The sequence below is a fragment of the Catenovulum agarivorans DS-2 genome, from assembly GCF_000568405.1.
Classification (GTDB): domain Bacteria; phylum Pseudomonadota; class Gammaproteobacteria; order Enterobacterales; family Alteromonadaceae; genus Catenovulum; species Catenovulum agarivorans_A.
Genome location: NZ_ARZY01000004.1, coordinates 18,821 through 38,089 on the forward strand (window position 1 = coordinate 18,821; position 19,269 = coordinate 38,089).

Here is a 19,269-nt window from a genome sequence, read left to right on the forward strand (position 1 = left end):
GCTGATGATGTTAATCGTTTGTTATGCTGATGCGATGAATGCGCTTTCGCGAATGATTTCTCATTAAAATAAGACTCTACACGAGCTATTTATACAAATATAAGGCGTACACATGAATAAAGTTACCAAGGTTGTGATAGCAGGTGGCGGCACGGCAGGCTGGATGGCTGCAGCTGCGTTAACCAAGCTGATTAGCAACCTAGAAGTTACCTTAATTGAGTCGGAAGAAATAGGCACTGTTGGTGTTGGTGAAGCAACCATACCAACACTTGTTTTTTACCATCGACTGCTAAAAATCAACGAAGCTGAATTTATGAAAGCGGTCAATGCCACGTTTAAATTGGGCATTAGTTTTGAAAATTGGCGTGATGTAAATGAAGATTATATTCATGCATTTGGGGTAACGGGCCGAGACTGCTGGGCAGCGGGTTTTCAACATTTCTGGAAAAAAGGCCGTGAAAAAGGCTTTGCTTCTGATTTTGGTGATTATTGTATAGAGCAAGTTGCTGCCAAACGTAATCGCTTTGCCCAGCTTCCTAAAAATGGCATTAACTACGCTTACCATATGGATGCCTCTTTATACGCTAAGTTTTTACGTGGTATTGCTGAGCAACATGGCATTAAACGTATTGAAGGTAAAATTGGCAAAGTAAATGTTTGCTCTGAAAATGGCTTTATTCAATCACTTGAAATGGAAAACGGCCAAGTTATCGAAGGAGATTTATTTTTAGACTGCACCGGCCAGCGTGGGCTTTTAATAGAACAAACGCTACATGCAGGTTTCGAAGACTGGTCGCATTGGTTACCGTGCGATAGTGCAATTGCCATTCAAACGACAGCTGTTGAAAAACCGCGAGCTTATACGCGTTCAATCGCGCATCCATTTGGTTGGCAGTGGCGTATACCGCTGCAAAATCGCGTGGGTAACGGTATTGTGTATTCAAGTAAATATGTTTCTGATGAAGAAGCAAAACAAACCTTACTGAACAATATTGAAGGTGAGGCGTTAACTGAACCAAGAGTGATCAAATTTAGAACGGGTACACGCCGCAAACACTGGCATAAAAACTGTGTTGCAGTTGGCTTATCCAGTGGCTTTTTAGAGCCATTAGAATCAACCAGTATTCACCTTATTCAACAAGCTATTGTGCGTTTATTGCGTATCTTCCCATACGATGGTGTTAAACAATGTGATATCGACGAGTTTAATCAACAAACTAAAGTCGACGTTGAGGCTATCCGTGATTTTATTATTATGCATTATAAAGTCACCAACAGAGATGATGCTGATTTCTGGCATTATTGTCGCAATATGCAGGTGCCTGAAACTTTGGCGCATCGGCTCGAGTTATTCGAGCAAACCGGTAAAGTATTTAGGAAAAACAACGAGCTGTTTGATGATTCATGGCAGCAAGTGATGATAGGGCAAGGTTTAATACCTCAGCATTACCATCCTATTGTTGATAACATGCCGGACGAAGAGTTAAAACGCTTCTTAAAATCAATTAAAGATGGCATAGACAACACTGTTAATCAATTACCTGAACATTGGCAGTTTATTCAGCAGTTTTGTCCGTCTCCGCTAGCAAATTAATTATCCACTATAAAAAACACTCAAAGAAAAAAGGGGTGACTTAATGAGTCACCCCTTTTTACATATCTTTGGGCTTTCAGTGGCTTAAAAGCACTTTACATTTGTGATTGCAAATAGTTTGGTAAACCAAGCATTTTAATTAAACGCAGCTGTTGCTCTAACCAATATGCATGATCTTGTTCGGTGTCGTCGAGTAATTTCTCTAACATTTCACGTGTCACGAAATCTTGCTCTTTTTCACACAGCGCAATTACTTCTTTTAATGCATTGCCAACTGCATACTCAACGCGCAAATCACTTTCTAACATTGAAGGAACATCTGTACCAATGACTAAACCATCTCGTTTAGTCATATCTGGTGTGCCTTCTAAAAATAGAATTCGCTCAATGAGCAAAGACGCATGTGACTTCTCGTCGTCAAATTCGTGGTCGATACGCTCATATAGTTTTTCTAATCCCCAGTCTTGATACATGCGAGAATGGATAAAGTACTGGTCCATTGCGGCTAGTTCAAAAGCCAATAATTTGTTTAGGGCGTCGATAATTGCTGGATTGCCTTTCATGATTTTCCCTCCAATTACAGTTGAGATTGGAGATAGTTTTCAATCCCCATATTGTCGATTTGATATTGTTGCGTTTCAATCCAATCGATATGTTCTTCTTCATACTCTAAAATTTCTTCTAGAATATCACGAGTGACATAATCTTGAGCTTGTTCACAAAGGGCAATTGCCTGTTTTAACAATGCAATTTGTTCAACTTGGAATTCCATATCGCACTTAAGCATTTCTTCAGTGCTTTCACCAATGCGCAACGAACCTAAGCGCTGCAGATTTGGTAATCCTTCTAACATTAAAACACGCTCGATTAACTCATCCGCTTGTTTCATGTCTTTAATCGACTTTTTGTAACTTTTTTCGTTTAATGCTGAAAGTCCCCAGTTTTTAAACATGCGTGCATGTAAAAAGAACTGGTTAATAGAAGTCAGTTCAGACGTGAGAACTTTATTCAGAATATCAATAACTTGCTTGTCACCTTGCATGGCTGGCCTCATATAGATTGGGCTTAAGATGGACAAAGTATAGACGATTTAATCGATTTGTCAAAAAAATCTTTATATTTCAATGTGTTGCAAAGGTTAACTGTTCTCATTTCCATTCCTGTTATTGCTACTGCTGTCGCTTCTTAGGTTGGCCAATAACATAACCCACAATGTTTGTTTTATAGTCTTGAAAATGATTGAAAGGACCCTTCATCCACATTAGAACCTTGTAGCCGTGACCGGCCACTATTATTGGGCGGATGTTTCTGTAGCGAGAGTTTTTAGTCAGCGGTTGCCATTTGATGCTGTTTTTATCATCAAATTCCGCCACGGTTGCTAAATAAATTTCGTGTTGGCCTTTTAAATGTTCGCCAGTCGTAGGGTTTACGTCCGTTGATATGGCAATGTTAGCTGGATTGGTTGGATCGAGCGCCAATAATCCTGAATAGCTGCTTTCTTTTTTGTAGAGGTAACTACCCGCATGTGCAATTTCTCGATCTAGCCATTTTTCCCCTGTCCATTGTGCTAAACGGTAGCGTATATCATTGTCTTTTAGGTAGACGCTATAGCCTAAATAAGGACGTTTATTTTGGTCAGTTTCCATGTCAATCGTCCAGGCGCTGTTAGGCATGCTGCCATAACCTGTAGGTTTTTTTCGTAAGCTGCTGCCTTGATAAATTAATTCAGCCTCTTTTGTTATTAAGGGGCCATCTGCCAATGATTTTATTTTACTGCCATCGGCTCGATAAAAGCTCGCACCATTAAATGAAGCGTAGTATAAGCTATTCCCGTAATCGCGAGGATGTGCATCGGTAAAATTAACTCCGATAGTATTTGGCGTTATTTGGCTATATTTAACATAAGGACGGTGTTTGCCAGCAACATCGTCTTGAAGAAAGTGGGTAAAGCCTTGCCACGTTTCACCTTGATTTGACGAATAGCTAAAGTAAGGATTTAAGTCCATACCGAGTCTAAAAAAATTGTATAAACGCTGCTGTTTCTCTATTGTGTACAAATTCATATAAGTGACACCGCCCCAATATGATGATTTTGGCTTATCAAATGGGTGCTGATGAATTTGTATAGATTGCCAAGCTAAAAAATCGTTGGGAGCAGAAATTCTGTAGTAGTGCACTTTTTCTTTGCCATGTGTTGCCCAGGTTGCGACTAAACGATTGTCGGGTCGCATGTAAAATACTGGCGCATTGTGATCATCTACTTCAAATGCTGCATCCAATACAGTCTCGCCAATAATTTTATTGTTTTTTAGATCAAACACGCTGACTCTAATGTCGCCACTCTGGCCACTTATACCACCTATAATGAGCTTATCTTGATGGATAATGGCTCTGGGATCTTGGTACCAACACCAACCTCCATCATGCATGAAGGTAGTCGGTGCTTTATTTGTTAACGTTTGTGCAGAGAAGTGTTTAACTTTGGGTGTTTGGCTACAGCCTAAAGTTGTTAGTAACAAAGATAAAATTATCCAATTTTTCATTTTAGTATTGCTCACTCATTAATATATCGGTTTGATATGTGTTGTTGGTTATGTCGCCGCTGAGCCAAAATAGGCTAAACATTGAGCCAGTAGAAAATTTGGGGTTCAGTTGGTTAAACACCGGGTCGAATGTCAATTGCTGCCACTGTGTTTCTGTCTGATTTACCTGTGCTTTAAATAATTGGTTTTTATTGTTGGCTAAAGTGTATTGTTCGTGCGGATGAACTTGGGTAGAAATAACTAGGCTGTTTGCATTTATAGGATGTATTGCTACCGAGGCTGTATCTGCTTGTGCTTCAGTACCAACAAAGCCTATTTGGGTTTCAGTCCAGTTATTATTTGACAAAATCGCTAGGTATAGTGCGTATTGGCCATTGGTTTTTCGTTTAATGTATGTGGCTGTTAACTTTGGCTTTAGGCTAACATCTGCGTTTGCAGCAAACTTTCCTGTTGCAACAAGTGTTGCCGATTTAGCACTGTTAATTGGTTGCGAATAACTGTTGTAGAGCTGCCTATGTTGAAAATATATATGATGTAAATTTGTTGTATGCTTGGCCTGTTCAGTTGTATACAGTATGTCGATACGATCTAGACCATTGCTGATGATGTAGCTGTTGGTTGGCTGATGGCCGTTATTCGTAAAAGGGGTAACTTGTTGTTGCCAATTTTTACCTTGATCATCCGAAAAGAACATCACAAATTTGTTGTCAGAGCTGTGGGCAAATAAGTAAATTCTGTTATTTTCTGTACTCAATTTGAACATTTTAGGGGTAGACAGCTGTGACAATGCCTTTTGTTCGCTAGACAATTGCATTTCTGACCAAAGTGGCAAAGTTATGTTACGTAAAGCCATATGCTCGTTTGCATATAAGCCTATCAAGTTCTCGTCAGTGGTTGCGACTAATGCAGGGATATCCCTTGTAAAGGGAGAAGAGGGCATGGCTAGTATTTTCTCTTTACGAGCATACGCACTGACATTAGGCCATACTTTGGCGGTAAAAGCGGTTAATGCTTGTCGGCCATCTGATTTTCGGTAACTGGGGTAATACACACCTTTGTGTGCAAGAAGACTCTGGTTATTGTTAGACCAATGGGCGTTTTTCGCGACTAACCTTGGAACAAACTGATTTGTTTCAGCTATTGGCAGTTCCGTTTGGTTTACAAGCGAATGCATCTCTGATGCGGCTAATATAAAAGCACCTTGGGCATAGTCGATACTATCGTGGGGCCTTACTTCATGTGGAGAACCTGCAACGACTTGGCTGTAACCTACTTTTCCTGAAGGTGAAACTATACCGACCAAACCACTCCAGCCTTTTATCAGAATGGGTAAAAAGTATTCTTTCTCTAGCCAACCTTGGTTGACACCTTTGGCAATACCAAAAATAAAAAATGCGGAACCAGTCGATTCCTTGGTTGGGTACCAATTTGGATCATTCAGTGACGAACGCCATAGTCCATCAGGTTGTTGATATTTCGCAAGGCTATATGCCATTTGCTCAAATAGCGTTAGATATTTTTGTTTTTGTGGGTCGTTGTTTGGAAGGTAGCCTATCGTCCTTGCTAAACCTGCAAATACCCACCCGTTGCCGCGACTCCAGAAAATTTTTTTGTTGTTCGGACTGGTTAGGTGCTCGGTATCTGCTTTGCTATCGCGGAAAAACAGTTGTTCGTCAGGATCGTATAAGTTATCTACCGCATCCCAATATAGCTTGTGTAAAGTACTAAAATATCGGTTATCACCAGTTGCTTTACCCAATCGTGCAAATACAGGAGGAGCCATGTACAAAGCATCGGCCCAACTCCAAACATTACGCCCAGTAAATGGTTTGTCTTCAGTGTCCCACTTGTGTAAATCACCAGCTTTTAACACTTGCTTATTAAAGTATGCTTTAGAAATTTTCTGTTTAAGAGTATCAATTAAAGTTTTATCTTGGTTGATAAAGTAAAGATCTAGGTAGGTTTGTCCTGGGCAAATTTCGTCTGCGTTAATGCTATGTTTGATATCCCAGTCAGTGGTTTTCCCCCATTTTAAGGCTTGTTTAAAATACCAAGGATCTTGAGTGGATTTATAAGCAGAAACAAAACTTGAGTAGAAAGTTCCAACAGTCCAACCTAAACCTGGGCTAGGGCCATACTCGTTTAGTTGAAATTCAGCTGCGTCGCGCATAACTTGCTGAATGTTGTTTTTCTCAAGCGCGTATGAATTTAATCTACTGTAAGGACTTAATAGAATTGAGCTGCTTTTATGATAAGTAGAATCAGCTGAGATTGCTCGAATAGGCTGTAAAAAACTTGCTACGAAAATTAATATTATTAAAGGTAAACGCATCTATAGCTCCAATAAAACTCTGATTTATCAGGCTATAGAATTGTTGTTGCAGCTACCTTCAAAAAATTGACGTAAGCACCTATAAAAAAATGAACAAAGATTAACTTATTGATTTTCAAATGGTTAAGTTGTTTGTTTTTCAATATATTGTTGAGGACTTAAACCCGTAGTCTTTTTAAACACGGTACTAAAGTAGTTTGAGTTATTAAAGCCAACCGCAAATGCAGTGTCTGTGACGCTATTGTGTGGAAGCAGCTTTTTGGCTTGGGTGATTCGATATTCAGTTAAAAATTGTTTGATGGTTTTTCCAGTGTGTTTTTTAAAATTACGCATCAAATAAGATTCACTTACATTTACTTTATCAGCTAACTGTTTCGCTTCAATATTGTGTTGGTATAGCTCTGTTAGGCTCTGTATTGTTTGTTCAACAATTTGTTGCGCACGGGTCGGCGATTCTTCATTTACCAGTTGTCGTATTTTAATTACATCATTTGAGCTGGTTTGTTCTGCCAATTTAGCTTCTAAATTTTCCGAGTGTGCTTTCATCGCTTTAATGTCTTGGTACACAGCATAAAACCAACCACCTGCGGTAATAATAGAGCCAATGTAGTACAACCAATACTTTTGTGTTGGTAAGCCCACAACAAAGAGAATGGCAAAACTGAGTGAACTGAGTAAAAAAATGAGTTGAGTTTTATGTTTGTGTGAAAGGGCTAAGCGCCACGTTAGGTAACTTAGCGGAATAACAGAAAATACCATGGTAAGCACCAATAGTACGTTATTGTAGTTGATGTGATGGAGTAGTTTAGACCAATGAGCTTGAAAATAAATTTGTGACAGAGAGGCATCTGCGCTGCTTACATATATCAAACACAGGAGTAGCGAAAACGTATAGAGCAGAAGTTGGACTCTAGCTTTGTATCTATACCCAAATAAATTGAAATTAAGTAACAATAGCGATGGGATGCCAAACCCAAAAAACAATAAGGTTCGCAAAAACAATATAGTGTAAGCGCTGGTTAAATCTGTATATGACTGCAGACCTTTACCAAGTAAAAAAAGAATAAAGGTGACTAGAAAAATTATGGTGTGGTGCAGTGGTAGGTTTACAAAGATGCGCTCACGCATAAAACAAATATACAGCAAGACCAACAATAGTAACTGAGCCGAAATTAAAGGCATAAGCACATATTGAACAAGGTTGGTCGGTATATTAAGCATTGTTGTTTATTGTTTACATTTGTCTTTTTAATGCTAGCAAAAAGTATTGTTTAGAGCAATTAACCTGTACTCGCAACAAGTATAAAGTGACTGAAAAACAAAAAAGGAGCCATGGCTCCTTTTAAATATTAGGCATTAAATGACTTGTATTTATTAAAGCAACACACGCGCTCTAATTGTGCCGTCAATTGCTTTTAATTGTTTCAACGCAGTTTCGCTGTCGTCAGAATCAACCTCTAATACAACGTAACCGATGTCAGCATTGGTTTGTAAATACTGAGCTGAAATATTGATGCCTTTTTCTGCAAACGCTTGGTTAATTTTAGTCAACACACCTGGTTGGTTTTTATGGATGTGTAACAAGCGGCTGCGACCTTCGTGTGAAGGTAAAGATACTTCAGGGAAGTTTACAGCAGATAACGTAGAACCATTGTCACTGTATTTAGCTAATTTACCCGCTACTTCAATACCAATATTCTCTTGCGCTTCTAAAGTTGAGCCGCCGATATGTGGCGTTAACAATACGTTAGCTAGGCCACGTAATGGTGAAACAAACTCTTCAGCATTTGATTTTGGTTCAACCGGGAAAACGTCGATCGCTGCGCCGCCTAAGTGCGGTTGTTCGCCAGCTAAGAATTCGGCTAAAGCTTCAATGTCTACTACAGTACCGCGTGACGCGTTAATGAACATTGCGCCTTGTTTCATTGCTTTAAACTGCTCGGCACCAAACATGTCTTTAGTGCTGGCGTTTTCTGGTACGTGTAAACTTACCGCGTCAGCTTGCGCTAATAATTCATTTAAATCATGAACTTGTTTTGCATTACCTAGTGGTAATTTGTCTTCAATATCATAGAAGATAACATTCATACCAATGGTTTCAGCCAAAATACCTAACTGGGTACCAATGTGGCCATAACCGATAATACCAAGCGTTTTACCACGAGCTTCAATTGAACCATTGGCAGATTTTTGCCAAATACCCTGATGTGCCAAAGTGCTTTTTTCTGGAATGCGGCGGAATAATAGTAAAATTTCACCGATAACTAATTCAGCAACTGAGCGCGTATTTGAAAAAGGCGCATTAAAAACAGGAATACCGAATTCTTTAGCTGCTTGCAAATCAACTTGGTTGGTACCAATACAAAAGCAACCGATGCCAATCAGCTTTTCAGCTTGCTCTAATACTTTACGTGTTAAGTTGGTTCTAGAACGAATACCAACAAAATGAGCATCTTTAATTTTGGCAATTAAGTCTTCTTCAGCAAGTGAAGTTTTAAGGTACTCAATATTGGTATAACCCGCGTTATTCAAAGTTTTTACAGCACTTTGATGCACACCTTCCAAAAGAAGGATTTTGATTTTATCTTTTGATAAAGAATATTTACTCATTGGGTTTCCAGGGCATTACTTTAAATTGGGCGCAATTATATACTCAAACTAGCTGAAGATGCTAGATTTTAGCTATAGATTAACCACGCATTTTTAGCTCGAAAAGCAGTTAAATTCCGCTAATATCACAACATTTAACAGCTTGTTTAACGTGTTTTAACACCGTTGTCGGTTGCAACTAAAACCACATCAGCGCCGCGCATTGCAAATAAACCATTTGTCACCACACCTGTAATTTGGTTTAACTTGGTTTCTAGTTCAATTGCATCGGTAATTTGTAAATTATGAACGTCTAAAATGACGTTACCGTTGTCGGTGACAACACCTTGACGGTAAACTGGATCACCACCCAATTTAACAATTTCACGTGCAACATAACTACGTGCCATTGGTATCACTTCAACTGGTAGTGGGAAATTACCCATTACGTCAACTTCTTTTGAATCGTCAACAATACAAATAAAACGTTTGGCAACAGCTGCAACGATTTTTTCGCGGGTTAACGCGGCACCGCCACCTTTAATCATATGGCTTTGCGGGTTAACTTCGTCTGCGCCATCAACATAAATATCAAATGACGAAACTTCGTTTAGGTCAAATACTTCAATGCCTAATGCTTTTAATCTTTCGGTTGATGCTTCAGAGCTTGAAACAGCGCCTTTTAAATCATCTGCAATTGGCGCGAGCGCATCAATAAAAAAGTTTGTGGTACTACCTGTGCCAACACCAACAATACTGCCTTTTTCAACATATTGAATAGCAGCTTCGGCGACGGCTTTTTTCTTATCGTTTTGGTTCATGTGAGCGGCTCCTCGTAAAAGTGGCGCTAGTATAACGAACCAGAAGCTCGCTTAACAACCAACAGACGGCAATTTAAGCATATTTCATTTTAAGGCTTGTGAATTTATATAATTTATTTATTATATAACAAAAAAGTTATGAGGGTTGCCGTTGAAAGTCTTATTTTTATGCACCGAAAATTCAGCAAGATCGATAATGGCGGAAGCTTTGCTCAAGCATCATGGTAAAGGCAAGTATCAAGTGTTTAGTGCGGGCTCTGACCCGAGTGGTATTGACCCACGCACCTTATCGGCAATTGAACATTTTGGATTGCCCACAGCCAATTTGACTTCGAAATCTGTAGAACAATTTGCCGGTGAACACTTCGACTTTGTGATTACCTTGTGCAATAAAGCCGCGGCAGAATGTGAAGGGCGAGTCAGTGGCACAAACTGTTTAGCCTGGGATTTCGTTGGGCCAAAATCACGTAAAGAAGCCAATCCATTTGAAAAGACGCTGCAAGAGTTGAATGAACGCATTAAAACCTTTGTGTTGCAACTTGAACAAGCGACGCCGAATACGATTTCGCCGACGCGCTTTTATAAATCATTGGCTGACGATATTCGGCTAAAAACTTTGTTGATTGTCGCGGTGGAGCACGAAGTTTGCGTGTGTGAGTTGTTGGTTGCATTGGCAGAAGAAAGCCAGCCTAAGGTATCGCGCCACTTAGCTCAGTTAAAAAAGGCGGGCATATTGTCGGATCGCAAACACCAACAATGGGTATTTTATTCACTCAACCCAACTTTACCTGTTTGGATGAAACAGGTGATTACTTCAACTGTGGTAAACGAACCCAATTTTATTGAGCAAGAGTTGGCTAGATTAAATGCCATGGGTGATAGACCAACTCGTACTGCTAAATGCTGTGAATAACAGGAGTACATTATGGGAAATTTTGAACGTTATTTATCCGTATGGGTCGCAGCTGCAATTGTTTTAGGTGTCAGCCTAGGCTTGCTATACCCTAGTTTGTTTGCTTTTGTCGCCCAGTTGGAAGTGGCCAAAGTGAACCTAGTGATTGCTGTATTTATTTGGTTGATGATCTACCCCATGATGGTGCAGATAGAGTTCGCCAGCATTCGCGACGTGGGCAAAAATCCACAAGGATTATTGCTCACCATAATCATTAATTGGTTAGTCAAACCTTTTTCGATGGCGGCACTTGGATGGTTATTTTTTGAAGGTATATTTGCCGATTGGGTGTCTGCGCAAACCGCCCAAGAATACATCGCTGGCATGATTTTATTGGGCGTTGCACCTTGCACAGCAATGGTGTTTGTATGGTCGCATTTAACCAAAGGGGATGCCAATTACACACTTGTTCAGGTATCAATAAACGACATTATTATGATATTTGCTTTTGCGCCGATCGCTGGATTTTTATTAGGCGTGTCAGACATACAGGTGCCTTGGAGTACCTTGTTTATCTCTGTTGTGCTGTACGTGATATTGCCGCTGATAGCGGGTGTGATAACTCGCAATTGTTTAAACAAATCAGCCAAAGACAGTGCGGCAATTGGCCAACTGCTCGATAGACTTAAACCTTTTTCTGTTATTGGTTTATTAGCCACCGTCGCTTTGTTGTTTGCATTTCAAGCCAACACCATTGTGGCACAGCCGCTAAATTTGCTGCTAATTGCGATTCCGCTGTTATTACAAACCTATGGAATTTTCGCAATAACTTACTTTCTAGCGCTAAAACTCAAACTAAAACACAAAATTGCTGCGCCAGCATGTTTAATTGGTACGTCTAATTTTTTTGAATTAGCGGTTGCGGTGGCAATTTCACTATTTGGATTACATTCAGCGGCCGCTTTGGCCACGGTAGTGGGGGTATTGGTTGAAGTGCCGGTGATGTTATCGCTTGTAGCATTAGTGAACAGAACTCGGCACTGGTTTGAATAGTCAGTTTAACTTAAAAAATTGAGAGGAAATTTATAATGACCATTAAAGTGGGTATCAATGGCTTTGGCCGCATGGGACGATTAACTTTTCGTGCCGCATTTGATTATACAGATATTGAATTTGTGCAAATAAACGATCCTGCGGGTAATGCTGAAACCCTAGCGCACTTGCTCACTTATGATTCAGTACATGGTAAGTGGCATAAACAAGTAGAGCATACAGAATCGAGCATAGTGGTTGACGGCCATGCAATTCAAGTCACTCAAAACAAAACAATTGAACAGACCGATTGGTCGAGCTGTGACATTGTGATTGAAGCGTCTGGCAAAATGAACAAAACCGAGTTGCTGCGAAAATATTTAGACCAAGGCGTCAAAAAAGTGGTTGTCACGGCACCGGTCAAAGAGGCGGGTGTATTGAATGTGGTGATGGGGGTAAACGATCATCTATACAACGCAGCTGAACACACTATAGTCACGGCGGCTTCGTGCACGACCAATTGTTTAGCGCCTGTTGTTAAAGTATTACAAGATAAAATTGGCATTAAACATGGTTCAATGACGACTATTCACGACATTACCAATACGCAAACCATAATTGATGCACCACATAAAGATTTACGCAGAGCGCGTGCATGCGGTAGCAGTTTAATTCCAACCACTACTGGCTCTGCAACTGCAATTACACATATTTTTCCTGAACTAAAAGGTAAATTAAATGGCCATGCGGTACGTGTACCATTAACCAATGCATCATTAACGGACTGCGTATTTGAAGTCAGCCGCGCTACAACGGCCGAAGAAATTAATGCATGGATGAAAGAAGCTGCAGAAGGTGAGCTAAAAGGCATTTTGGGTTACGAAGAAAAACCTTTGGTGTCGATAGATTATAAAACAGACCCGCGCTCAAGCATTATCGACGCGTTATCGACTATGGTGGTAAACGACACTCAAGTTAAATTATATGCTTGGTATGACAACGAATGGGGCTATTCGAACCGTACCGCCGAACTAACGCGCAAGGTTGCCTTGTCTCTTTAAGGAGAAATTGTCATGAAGCGCTTGGCCAATTTATCAGCCGACATAAAACAGTACCTTATTGTTACCGGTAATTATTGGGCTTTTACTCTAACCGACGGTGCCTTGAGAATGCTGGTGGTATTACACTTTCATGCATTGGGTTACTCGCCATTGAGTATTGCCATGCTGTTTTTGTTTTACGAAATATTTGGTGTGATTACAAATTTAGTCGGTGGTTATTTAGGCGCGCGTTTAGGCCTGAATAAAACCATGAATATTGGTTTGGCGATACAAATTATCGCATTGCTGATGTTAGCTGTACCGGCTGAGTGGTTAACCGTTGTGTATGTGATGATAGCTCAAGCGCTTTCAGGGATTGCCAAAGACCTCAACAAAATGAGCGCCAAAAGCTCGATTAAAATGCTAGTTGCGGCGGGTCAAGAAGGCACATTGTTTAAATGGGTTGCGATACTAACGGGTTCAAAAAACGCACTTAAAGGCGTCGGCTTTTTCTTAGGTGGGCTGCTGTTAACCCTGTTGTCGTTTAAAGGCGCAATGGCAGCCATGGCAGGTGCACTCGTTATTGTTTGGGGTTATAGCCTGTATGCACTTAAAAATGATTTAGGCAAAGCCAAACAAAAACCAAAGTTTAAACAAATTTTGTCGAAAAGCCGTGCAATAAATATTTTGTCTGCTGCAAGAATGTTTTTATTTGGCGCGCGCGATGTTTGGTTTGTTGTTGCGCTGCCGGTGTTTTTATCCCAAGTATTTAATTGGGACCATTGGACAGTTGGAGGCTTTTTAGCCTTATGGGTAATAGGCTATGGTATTGTTCAATCGGTTGTGCCTAAGCTGATAAACTTTAACCAAAGTTTATCGCCAGCCAATGAAGCGACTAAATGGGCCACATTATTAGCCACTGTTACTTTGTTCATTGCCTTAGCGCTTTATTTTCAATGGGCAATACACATCAGTTTGATAGCTGGGTTAATGATATTTGGTGTTTTATTTGCAATTAACTCATCTTTACATAGCTACCTGATCGTCAGCATGGCGGATGCAGATGGCGTGTCTTTAGATGTTGGTTTTTATTATATGGCAAATGCACTTGGTCGCTTGATAGGCACAGTGCTGTCAGGCTGGGTATATCAAGCGTATGGCTTAGCGGCTTGTTTAAGTATATCGTGTGCCTTTATAGTCAGTGCAGCTGTGATTTCCATTAACCTACCGCGTGCTAACCATAATGGTTTGGCTAGGGGTGATAATAGCCTGTAGTGGTACATCCCAAGATTCTATTGGCAATTCGTCTACTTGCTGGCAGTCGTGGGCGAGGCCAACTAACTTAATATTACGCTTGTTGGCAAAAGTGCGATCGTAAAACCCTCCGCCCATACCCATGCGGTTGGCAAATTTATCGAACGCGACCAAAGGTAAAAACACCAATTCCAACTCGGATGTTGGACAAATACTCTGGCAATTTAATTTAGGCTCAGCAATTTTGTACTTGTTGAGCTGCATTTCGCTATTGTTGTGGTAATGCAAAAATGCCAAATGGCCTTTAGCAAAAGGATGCAGCACTGGTAAATAGGTACTAATACTATTATGCCATGCATATTCAATTAATGCGTGGGGACTAACTTCACCATCATTCGCTAAATAGGCCGCAAATTGTTTCACACCATTTAATACGCCAGAGTTGATAATTTGCTTCAACAATAATTGGGCCGCGTTAGCTTGTTGCTCATTTGTCAGTGCGCCACGTTTTAGCCTAATTTTTTTGCGCAGCTCTGCCCGCAACGTTGCAATATTTGTTTTTTCCATACCTTGCCACCTCAACCTAAATCAAAATTGCTTTAAAGCATCTAACTGAACTCTGTTTACTTATTCTACCTCAATGACAGCTAAATACCTTGTGTAACTTAAATGTAAAAATAAGCATCAGTTTATTTACAACTGGCTTGTTTAACCATTTTGACGGTTAAATAAGCAAGTGGTCTGCATCCGTTATTTTATAGGGCTTTACGCCAAGCGTGCTGGCCGCTGACTGAGATTTTTCTAATTAAAACAGTCAAGTAAAATTACAATTTGTAATCCAACTGTCATAAAACTTGCAACTTTCTGTCACTTTTCGTGCGTAGCCTTTGCCCTAAATTTTTGCGTGTTAAATCAAATAAGTGTTCCATTTGGAGACAATAATGAATATACAAAAGCTGTTTCAATTAAGTGCGGTTGCTGCATCTTTAACCCTTGCAGGTTGTGGTGGCGACTTAGTAGTGCAAGAAGGCGATACGGTCAATAACGAATATGTGGATTGTAAAGACTGTACTATCAATAATAATACGGGGACAAACCCTGATAGCGGAACATCTAGCCGTGATGATAGTTTAAATGGACAAACTGGCTTTGATACTGGTATCCAAACGGCAATTGATGCAGGGATTGCTTCTGAAGTAACTTCTGATGCCGCGTATAGTGATGTTGCGGCAAAATATCCAACTAAGAAGATCTACAAATTGTCAAGCACTACGGCTGCGCGCGGTACTGCAGCGAGAAATCCTGTTTTGACTAGTGACGTATCGTTAACAAACGATGCTGTATGGATCTTAGATGGCAGAGTTGCTGTTGGTGAAGACAATGCGAACTCTGCAACATTATGGATTCAGCAAGGAACCACTATAGTTGGTGAAACTGGTGATGACTTCTTAGTAGTTCGTCGTGGCTCTAAAATAAATGCGGTAGGTACTGCTTCTCAGCCAATCACGTTCACTTCTATCCAAGATATTTCTGGCGCTGAGACTGGTATTGGTCAATGGGGGGGGATTGTTCTTTTGGGTAATGCTCCTGCAAACTCATGCGGTGACCAAAAAGGTGAAACTACGTCTGATGAATTGGCTAACTGCGGTGTATCAGCTGAAGGGGACGCTGGATTGTTCGGTGGTAGCGATCCACAAGACAACTCTGGTAAGTTGAAATATGTAGTTGTTAAACATGCAGGTAAAACATTAGGCAATGGTGACGAGCTTAATGGTATTTCATTTGCGGGTGTGGGTTCAGGTACAACTGTTGAATACATTCAAGTTCATGAAAACTTAGATGATGGCATAGAGTTTTTTGGTGGAACTGTAAGCGTTAAAAATGTTGTTTTGACTAGCATAGGTGATGATTCTTTAGATTGGTCATTTGGTTGGACAGGTAGTGCAACAAATGTATACATTCAGCAACTAGAAGGCGCTGGCGACAACGCCATTGAAGCTGACAACTCCGAGTTTGATGCAGCGGCTTCGCCTCTAACTAAACCTACAATCAAAAACGTAACTATTGTTGGTGCTGATGGAACTAATGGTATCCGTTTGCGAGCAGGTACAGCTGGTGTTCTATCAAATGTATTTGTTACAGGCCCAGCAAATTATAGCAACTGTTTACGTGTAAATGGTACTGAGTCAGCAAACCTTGCTGCTTCTGGTGAATTGGCAATCTCAAATTCAGTTGTTGCTTGTGTTAATCCTGCGAACAACTTTGGTTCTCAAGCAATTGGAGATGGTGATGTTAACTCTTGGTTTTTGGGCCAAGCTGGTAACCAAGAGTTACCTGTATCCGAGCTGATGCTTGAAGACAACGGTTATATGCCAAAAGCCGGTTCTCCTCTTATTTCAGGTAGCCAACAAATTGGTGCATTCAATGGTTCAACAAACTGGATGGATGGTTGGACTGTTGGCATCAACGGTGGTTTCCCTACAGATTTACAAACCCCAATTGACGCAGGTTTAGCTGCTAACGTTTCTTCAGAATTCCCTGAAATTACTGATAAGCCAGTCTATCGCTTACAAGAAAGTGTTCAAATTTCTGAAGATATGGCGTTAACAAATGACGTTCATTGGATTATTAAAGGTCGTACAGCAGTAGGTGGCGATCGAACGGATAGCGCTACGCTTTGGATTCAGGATGGAACGACGATTATCGGTGAATCAGGTGATGATTTCTTAGTTGTTCGTCGTGGTTCTAAAATACAAGCTCTAGGTTCTGTATCGGCACCAATCGTAATGACGTCTATTCAAGATGTAACGGGCCAAGATACAGGTATCGGTCAATGGGGTGGTTTGGTACTGTTAGGTAACGCTCCTGCAAACTCTTGTGGTGACCAAAAAGGTGAAACTACAACTGAAGAGTTAACAAACTGTGGTGTATCTGCTGAAGGTGCTGCTGGTTTGTTTGGTGGTACAGACCCAGAAGATAATTCTGGTACTTTAAAATATTTAGTCGTTAAGCATGCTGGTAAAACACTAGGCAATGGCGATGAGTTAAACGGTATCTCTTTTGCAGGTGTGGGTTCAGGTACTAAAGTAGAGTTCATTCAAGTTCATGAAAACTTAGATGATGGTATTGAATTCTTTGGCGGTACGGTAAGCGTTCGCAATGTCGTTTTAACTAGTATTGGTGATGATGCATTCGACTGGTCTTTCGGTTGGACTGGTAAAGCACAAAACGTATATATTCAGCAGTCAGCGGCTGCGGGTGACAATGCATTTGAGGCAGATAACTCAGAGTTTGATGCTAAAGCTACACCTCAAACAAAACCAACTATATCTAATGTGACCATCGTCGGTGCATCGGGTGCGAACGGTGTGAGATTGCGTGCGGGGACTGCTGGTGTACTTAAGAACTTTGTTGTTACAGGCCCAGCGGATTATAGCAACTGTTTACGTGTAAATGGCGACGAATCTGCAGCCCATGCGCTGTCGGGTGAGCTTTCTATTTCCCACTCAATTGTGGCATGTGCTGATGCTTCGAATAACTTTGGTTCTCAAGCAATTGGTGACGGTGACGTATCAACTTGGTTTGCGGGTCAAGATGGTAATGCGGTTCATACACCCGCAGAGTTGAACTTGGCAACGGATGGTTTTTCTCCTAAAACAGGTTCACCTTTGCTTGGCAATGGATTTGATTCTTCTACATTAGATCCATTCTTCAATAAGACCGATTATATAGGTGCATTCGATGGTGAGTTCAACTGGATGGACGGCTGGACCTATGGTGTGAATCAAAACTTCCCAGCAGATGTTCAAAATGCGTTTGAGCAAGGGTTAGCTACTGACGTTTCTAGTGAGTATCCGGAAATTACTGATAAGCCAGTTTATCGCTTAACAGAAGACACGACTTTCACGGCTGATGTCACTTTCACTAACGATGCGCATTGGGTAATTAAAGGTCGTACCGCTGTAGGTGAAGATAATGCGAGTAACGCGACGCTATATATTCAAGCTGGTACAACTATTATCGGTGAGTCTGGTGATGACTTCTTGGTCGTTCGACGTGGTTCAATGATTGAAGCTGTTGGTTCAAATGTTAAGCCTATCACTTTAACGTCAATTCAAGATGTTACAGGTGCTCAAACTGGTATCGGCCAATGGGGCGGTGTGGTGTTATTGGGTAATGCTCCAGCGAACTCATGTGGTGACCAAAAAGGTGAAACAACAGCACAAGAATTAGCTGAGTGTGGTGTTTCAGCTGAAGGTGATGCTGGCTTGTTTGGTGGTAATCAACCAGAAGACAACTCAGGTACTTTGAAATATGTTGTGATTAAACATGCTGGTAAAACACTTGGTAACGGTGATGAATTGAATGGTCTGTCTCTTGCCGGCGTTGGTTCACAAACCGAATTGGATTTTATCCAAGTTCACCAAAACTTAGATGACGGCGTTGAGTTCTTTGGTGGTACCGCGAGCATTAGCCACTTAGTTTTAACTGAAATCGGTGATGATTCTTTAGATTGGTCGTTCGGTTGGAATGGTAATGCACAATACGTATTGATTAAACAAGGTGATGCAGATGGTGACAATGCTATCGAAGCTGACAATTCAGAGTTCGATGCTGCAGCTACACCACTGACTAAACCTACCATTAGTAATGTAACTGTGCTTGGTTCTACTGGTACTAATGGTCTTCGATTGCGTGCTGGAACCGCTGGTAACCTACACAATGTTATTGTTACTGGGCCAGCAGACTACAGTAACTGCTTGCGAGTGAACGGAACTGAATCTACAGCTCATGCTGCAAGCGGCGAATTGACTATCACAAATTCAGTGGTTGCTTGTACAACGGAAGGTAACAACTTTGGTTCAGAAGCAATTGGTACTGGTGATGTAGAAAGCTGGTTTAAAGGTCAATCTGAGAACTTAGAATTGACTGCTGCGGAATTAAAACTAAATGGTTACGTACCAGCTAGTGATTCTCCATTGTTAAATGTACCTGCGGTTACTCCTAGCAACTCATTCTTTGATGAGGTCAACTTTATCGGTGCTGTAAGTGCGGATAATGACTGGACTGCTGGTTGGACTGTTGGTCTTTAATTTTAAAACCTCAACGCACTATGAACGATTCATGGTGCGTTTTTTTATTCTGGTTAGTTAATTATTCTGGCTGAGCAAA

Annotated in this window: 14 protein-coding genes; 6 read left to right on the plus strand and 8 right to left on the minus strand. The window is 40.8% G+C overall.

The genetic code is table 11. The features are described 5' to 3' along the window. Window positions 1-112 precede the first annotated feature (112 nt). Window positions 113-1,594, plus strand: a complete 1,482-nt coding sequence (locus DS2_RS03250; protein WP_035013216.1) for a tryptophan halogenase family protein — start codon at window positions 113-115, stop codon at window positions 1,592-1,594. Window positions 1,595-1,689: 95 nt separating this feature from the next. Here DS2_RS03250 and bfr (DS2_RS03255) read toward each other — a convergent pair whose 3' ends face one another. From bfr (DS2_RS03255) to rpiA, 7 genes are all read right to left on the minus strand, one after another. Next, the gene (bfr, locus tag DS2_RS03255) at window positions 1,690-2,157 is read right to left on the minus strand and encodes a bacterioferritin (protein ID WP_035013217.1); all 468 of its coding nucleotides are present in this window, start codon (window positions 2,155-2,157) and stop codon (window positions 1,690-1,692) included. Window positions 2,158-2,171: 14 nt separating this feature from the next. Then, window positions 2,172-2,636 carry a bacterioferritin gene (gene bfr, locus DS2_RS03260; protein WP_035013218.1) on the minus strand — a complete coding sequence of 155 codons (465 nt, stop codon included), beginning with the start codon at window positions 2,634-2,636 and terminating at the stop codon, window positions 2,172-2,174. Window positions 2,637-2,763: 127 nt separating this feature from the next. Beyond that, window positions 2,764-4,137, minus strand: a complete 1,374-nt coding sequence (locus DS2_RS03265) for a BNR-4 repeat-containing protein (protein ID WP_051479583.1) — start codon at window positions 4,135-4,137, stop codon at window positions 2,764-2,766. 1 nt (window position 4,138) lies between these two features. After that, on the minus strand, window positions 4,139-6,469 hold the full coding sequence (locus DS2_RS19625; RefSeq protein ID WP_051479584.1) for a glycoside hydrolase family 88/105 protein: 2,331 nt from the start codon (window positions 6,467-6,469) through the stop codon (window positions 4,139-4,141). A gap of 123 nt (window positions 6,470-6,592) precedes the next feature. Continuing rightward, a complete protein-coding gene (locus DS2_RS20530; protein WP_160168536.1) occupies window positions 6,593-7,228 on the minus strand; it encodes a helix-turn-helix transcriptional regulator in 636 nt (211 codons plus the stop codon). Window positions 7,229-7,843: 615 nt separating this feature from the next. Then, on the minus strand, window positions 7,844-9,079 hold the full coding sequence (gene serA / locus DS2_RS03280; RefSeq protein ID WP_035013220.1) for a phosphoglycerate dehydrogenase: 1,236 nt from the start codon (window positions 9,077-9,079) through the stop codon (window positions 7,844-7,846). Between the two features lie 146 nt (window positions 9,080-9,225). Further along, window positions 9,226-9,879 (minus strand): ribose-5-phosphate isomerase RpiA, encoded by a 654-nt coding sequence (gene rpiA, locus DS2_RS03285; RefSeq protein WP_035013221.1) that lies wholly within the window; start codon window positions 9,877-9,879, stop codon window positions 9,226-9,228. A gap of 196 nt (window positions 9,880-10,075) precedes the next feature. Between rpiA and DS2_RS03290 the strand changes: the two genes are divergently transcribed. From DS2_RS03290 to arsJ, 4 genes are read left to right on the plus strand one after another with little or no spacing between them, the layout of a single operon-like run. Beyond that, complete coding sequence (locus tag DS2_RS03290) at window positions 10,076-10,792, plus strand: metalloregulator ArsR/SmtB family transcription factor (protein WP_235188535.1); 717 nt, start codon at window positions 10,076-10,078, stop codon at window positions 10,790-10,792. A gap of 12 nt (window positions 10,793-10,804) precedes the next feature. Then, window positions 10,805-11,824, plus strand: a complete 1,020-nt coding sequence (gene arsB, locus DS2_RS03295; RefSeq protein WP_035013223.1) for an ACR3 family arsenite efflux transporter — start codon at window positions 10,805-10,807, stop codon at window positions 11,822-11,824. Window positions 11,825-11,859: 35 nt separating this feature from the next. Next, window positions 11,860-12,864: an ArsJ-associated glyceraldehyde-3-phosphate dehydrogenase gene (locus tag DS2_RS03300; RefSeq protein WP_035013224.1), complete on the plus strand. Its 1,005-nt coding sequence runs from the start codon at window positions 11,860-11,862 to the stop codon at window positions 12,862-12,864. Window positions 12,865-12,876: 12 nt separating this feature from the next. Continuing rightward, window positions 12,877-14,118 carry an organoarsenical effux MFS transporter ArsJ gene (gene arsJ / locus DS2_RS03305; protein WP_035013225.1) on the plus strand — a complete coding sequence of 414 codons (1,242 nt, stop codon included), beginning with the start codon at window positions 12,877-12,879 and terminating at the stop codon, window positions 14,116-14,118. Here the strand turns inward: arsJ and DS2_RS03310 are convergent. Further along, window positions 14,068-14,664 carry a 5-formyltetrahydrofolate cyclo-ligase gene (locus DS2_RS03310; protein ID WP_051479585.1) on the minus strand — a complete coding sequence of 199 codons (597 nt, stop codon included), beginning with the start codon at window positions 14,662-14,664 and terminating at the stop codon, window positions 14,068-14,070. The genes arsJ and DS2_RS03310 overlap by 51 nt on opposite strands. 374 nt (window positions 14,665-15,038) lie before the next feature. Here DS2_RS03310 and DS2_RS03315 point away from each other — a divergent pair, with 374 nt between their 5' ends. Continuing rightward, window positions 15,039-19,190: a hypothetical protein gene (locus DS2_RS03315; protein ID WP_035013226.1), complete on the plus strand. Its 4,152-nt coding sequence runs from the start codon at window positions 15,039-15,041 to the stop codon at window positions 19,188-19,190. Window positions 19,191-19,269: the final 79 nt, after the last annotated feature.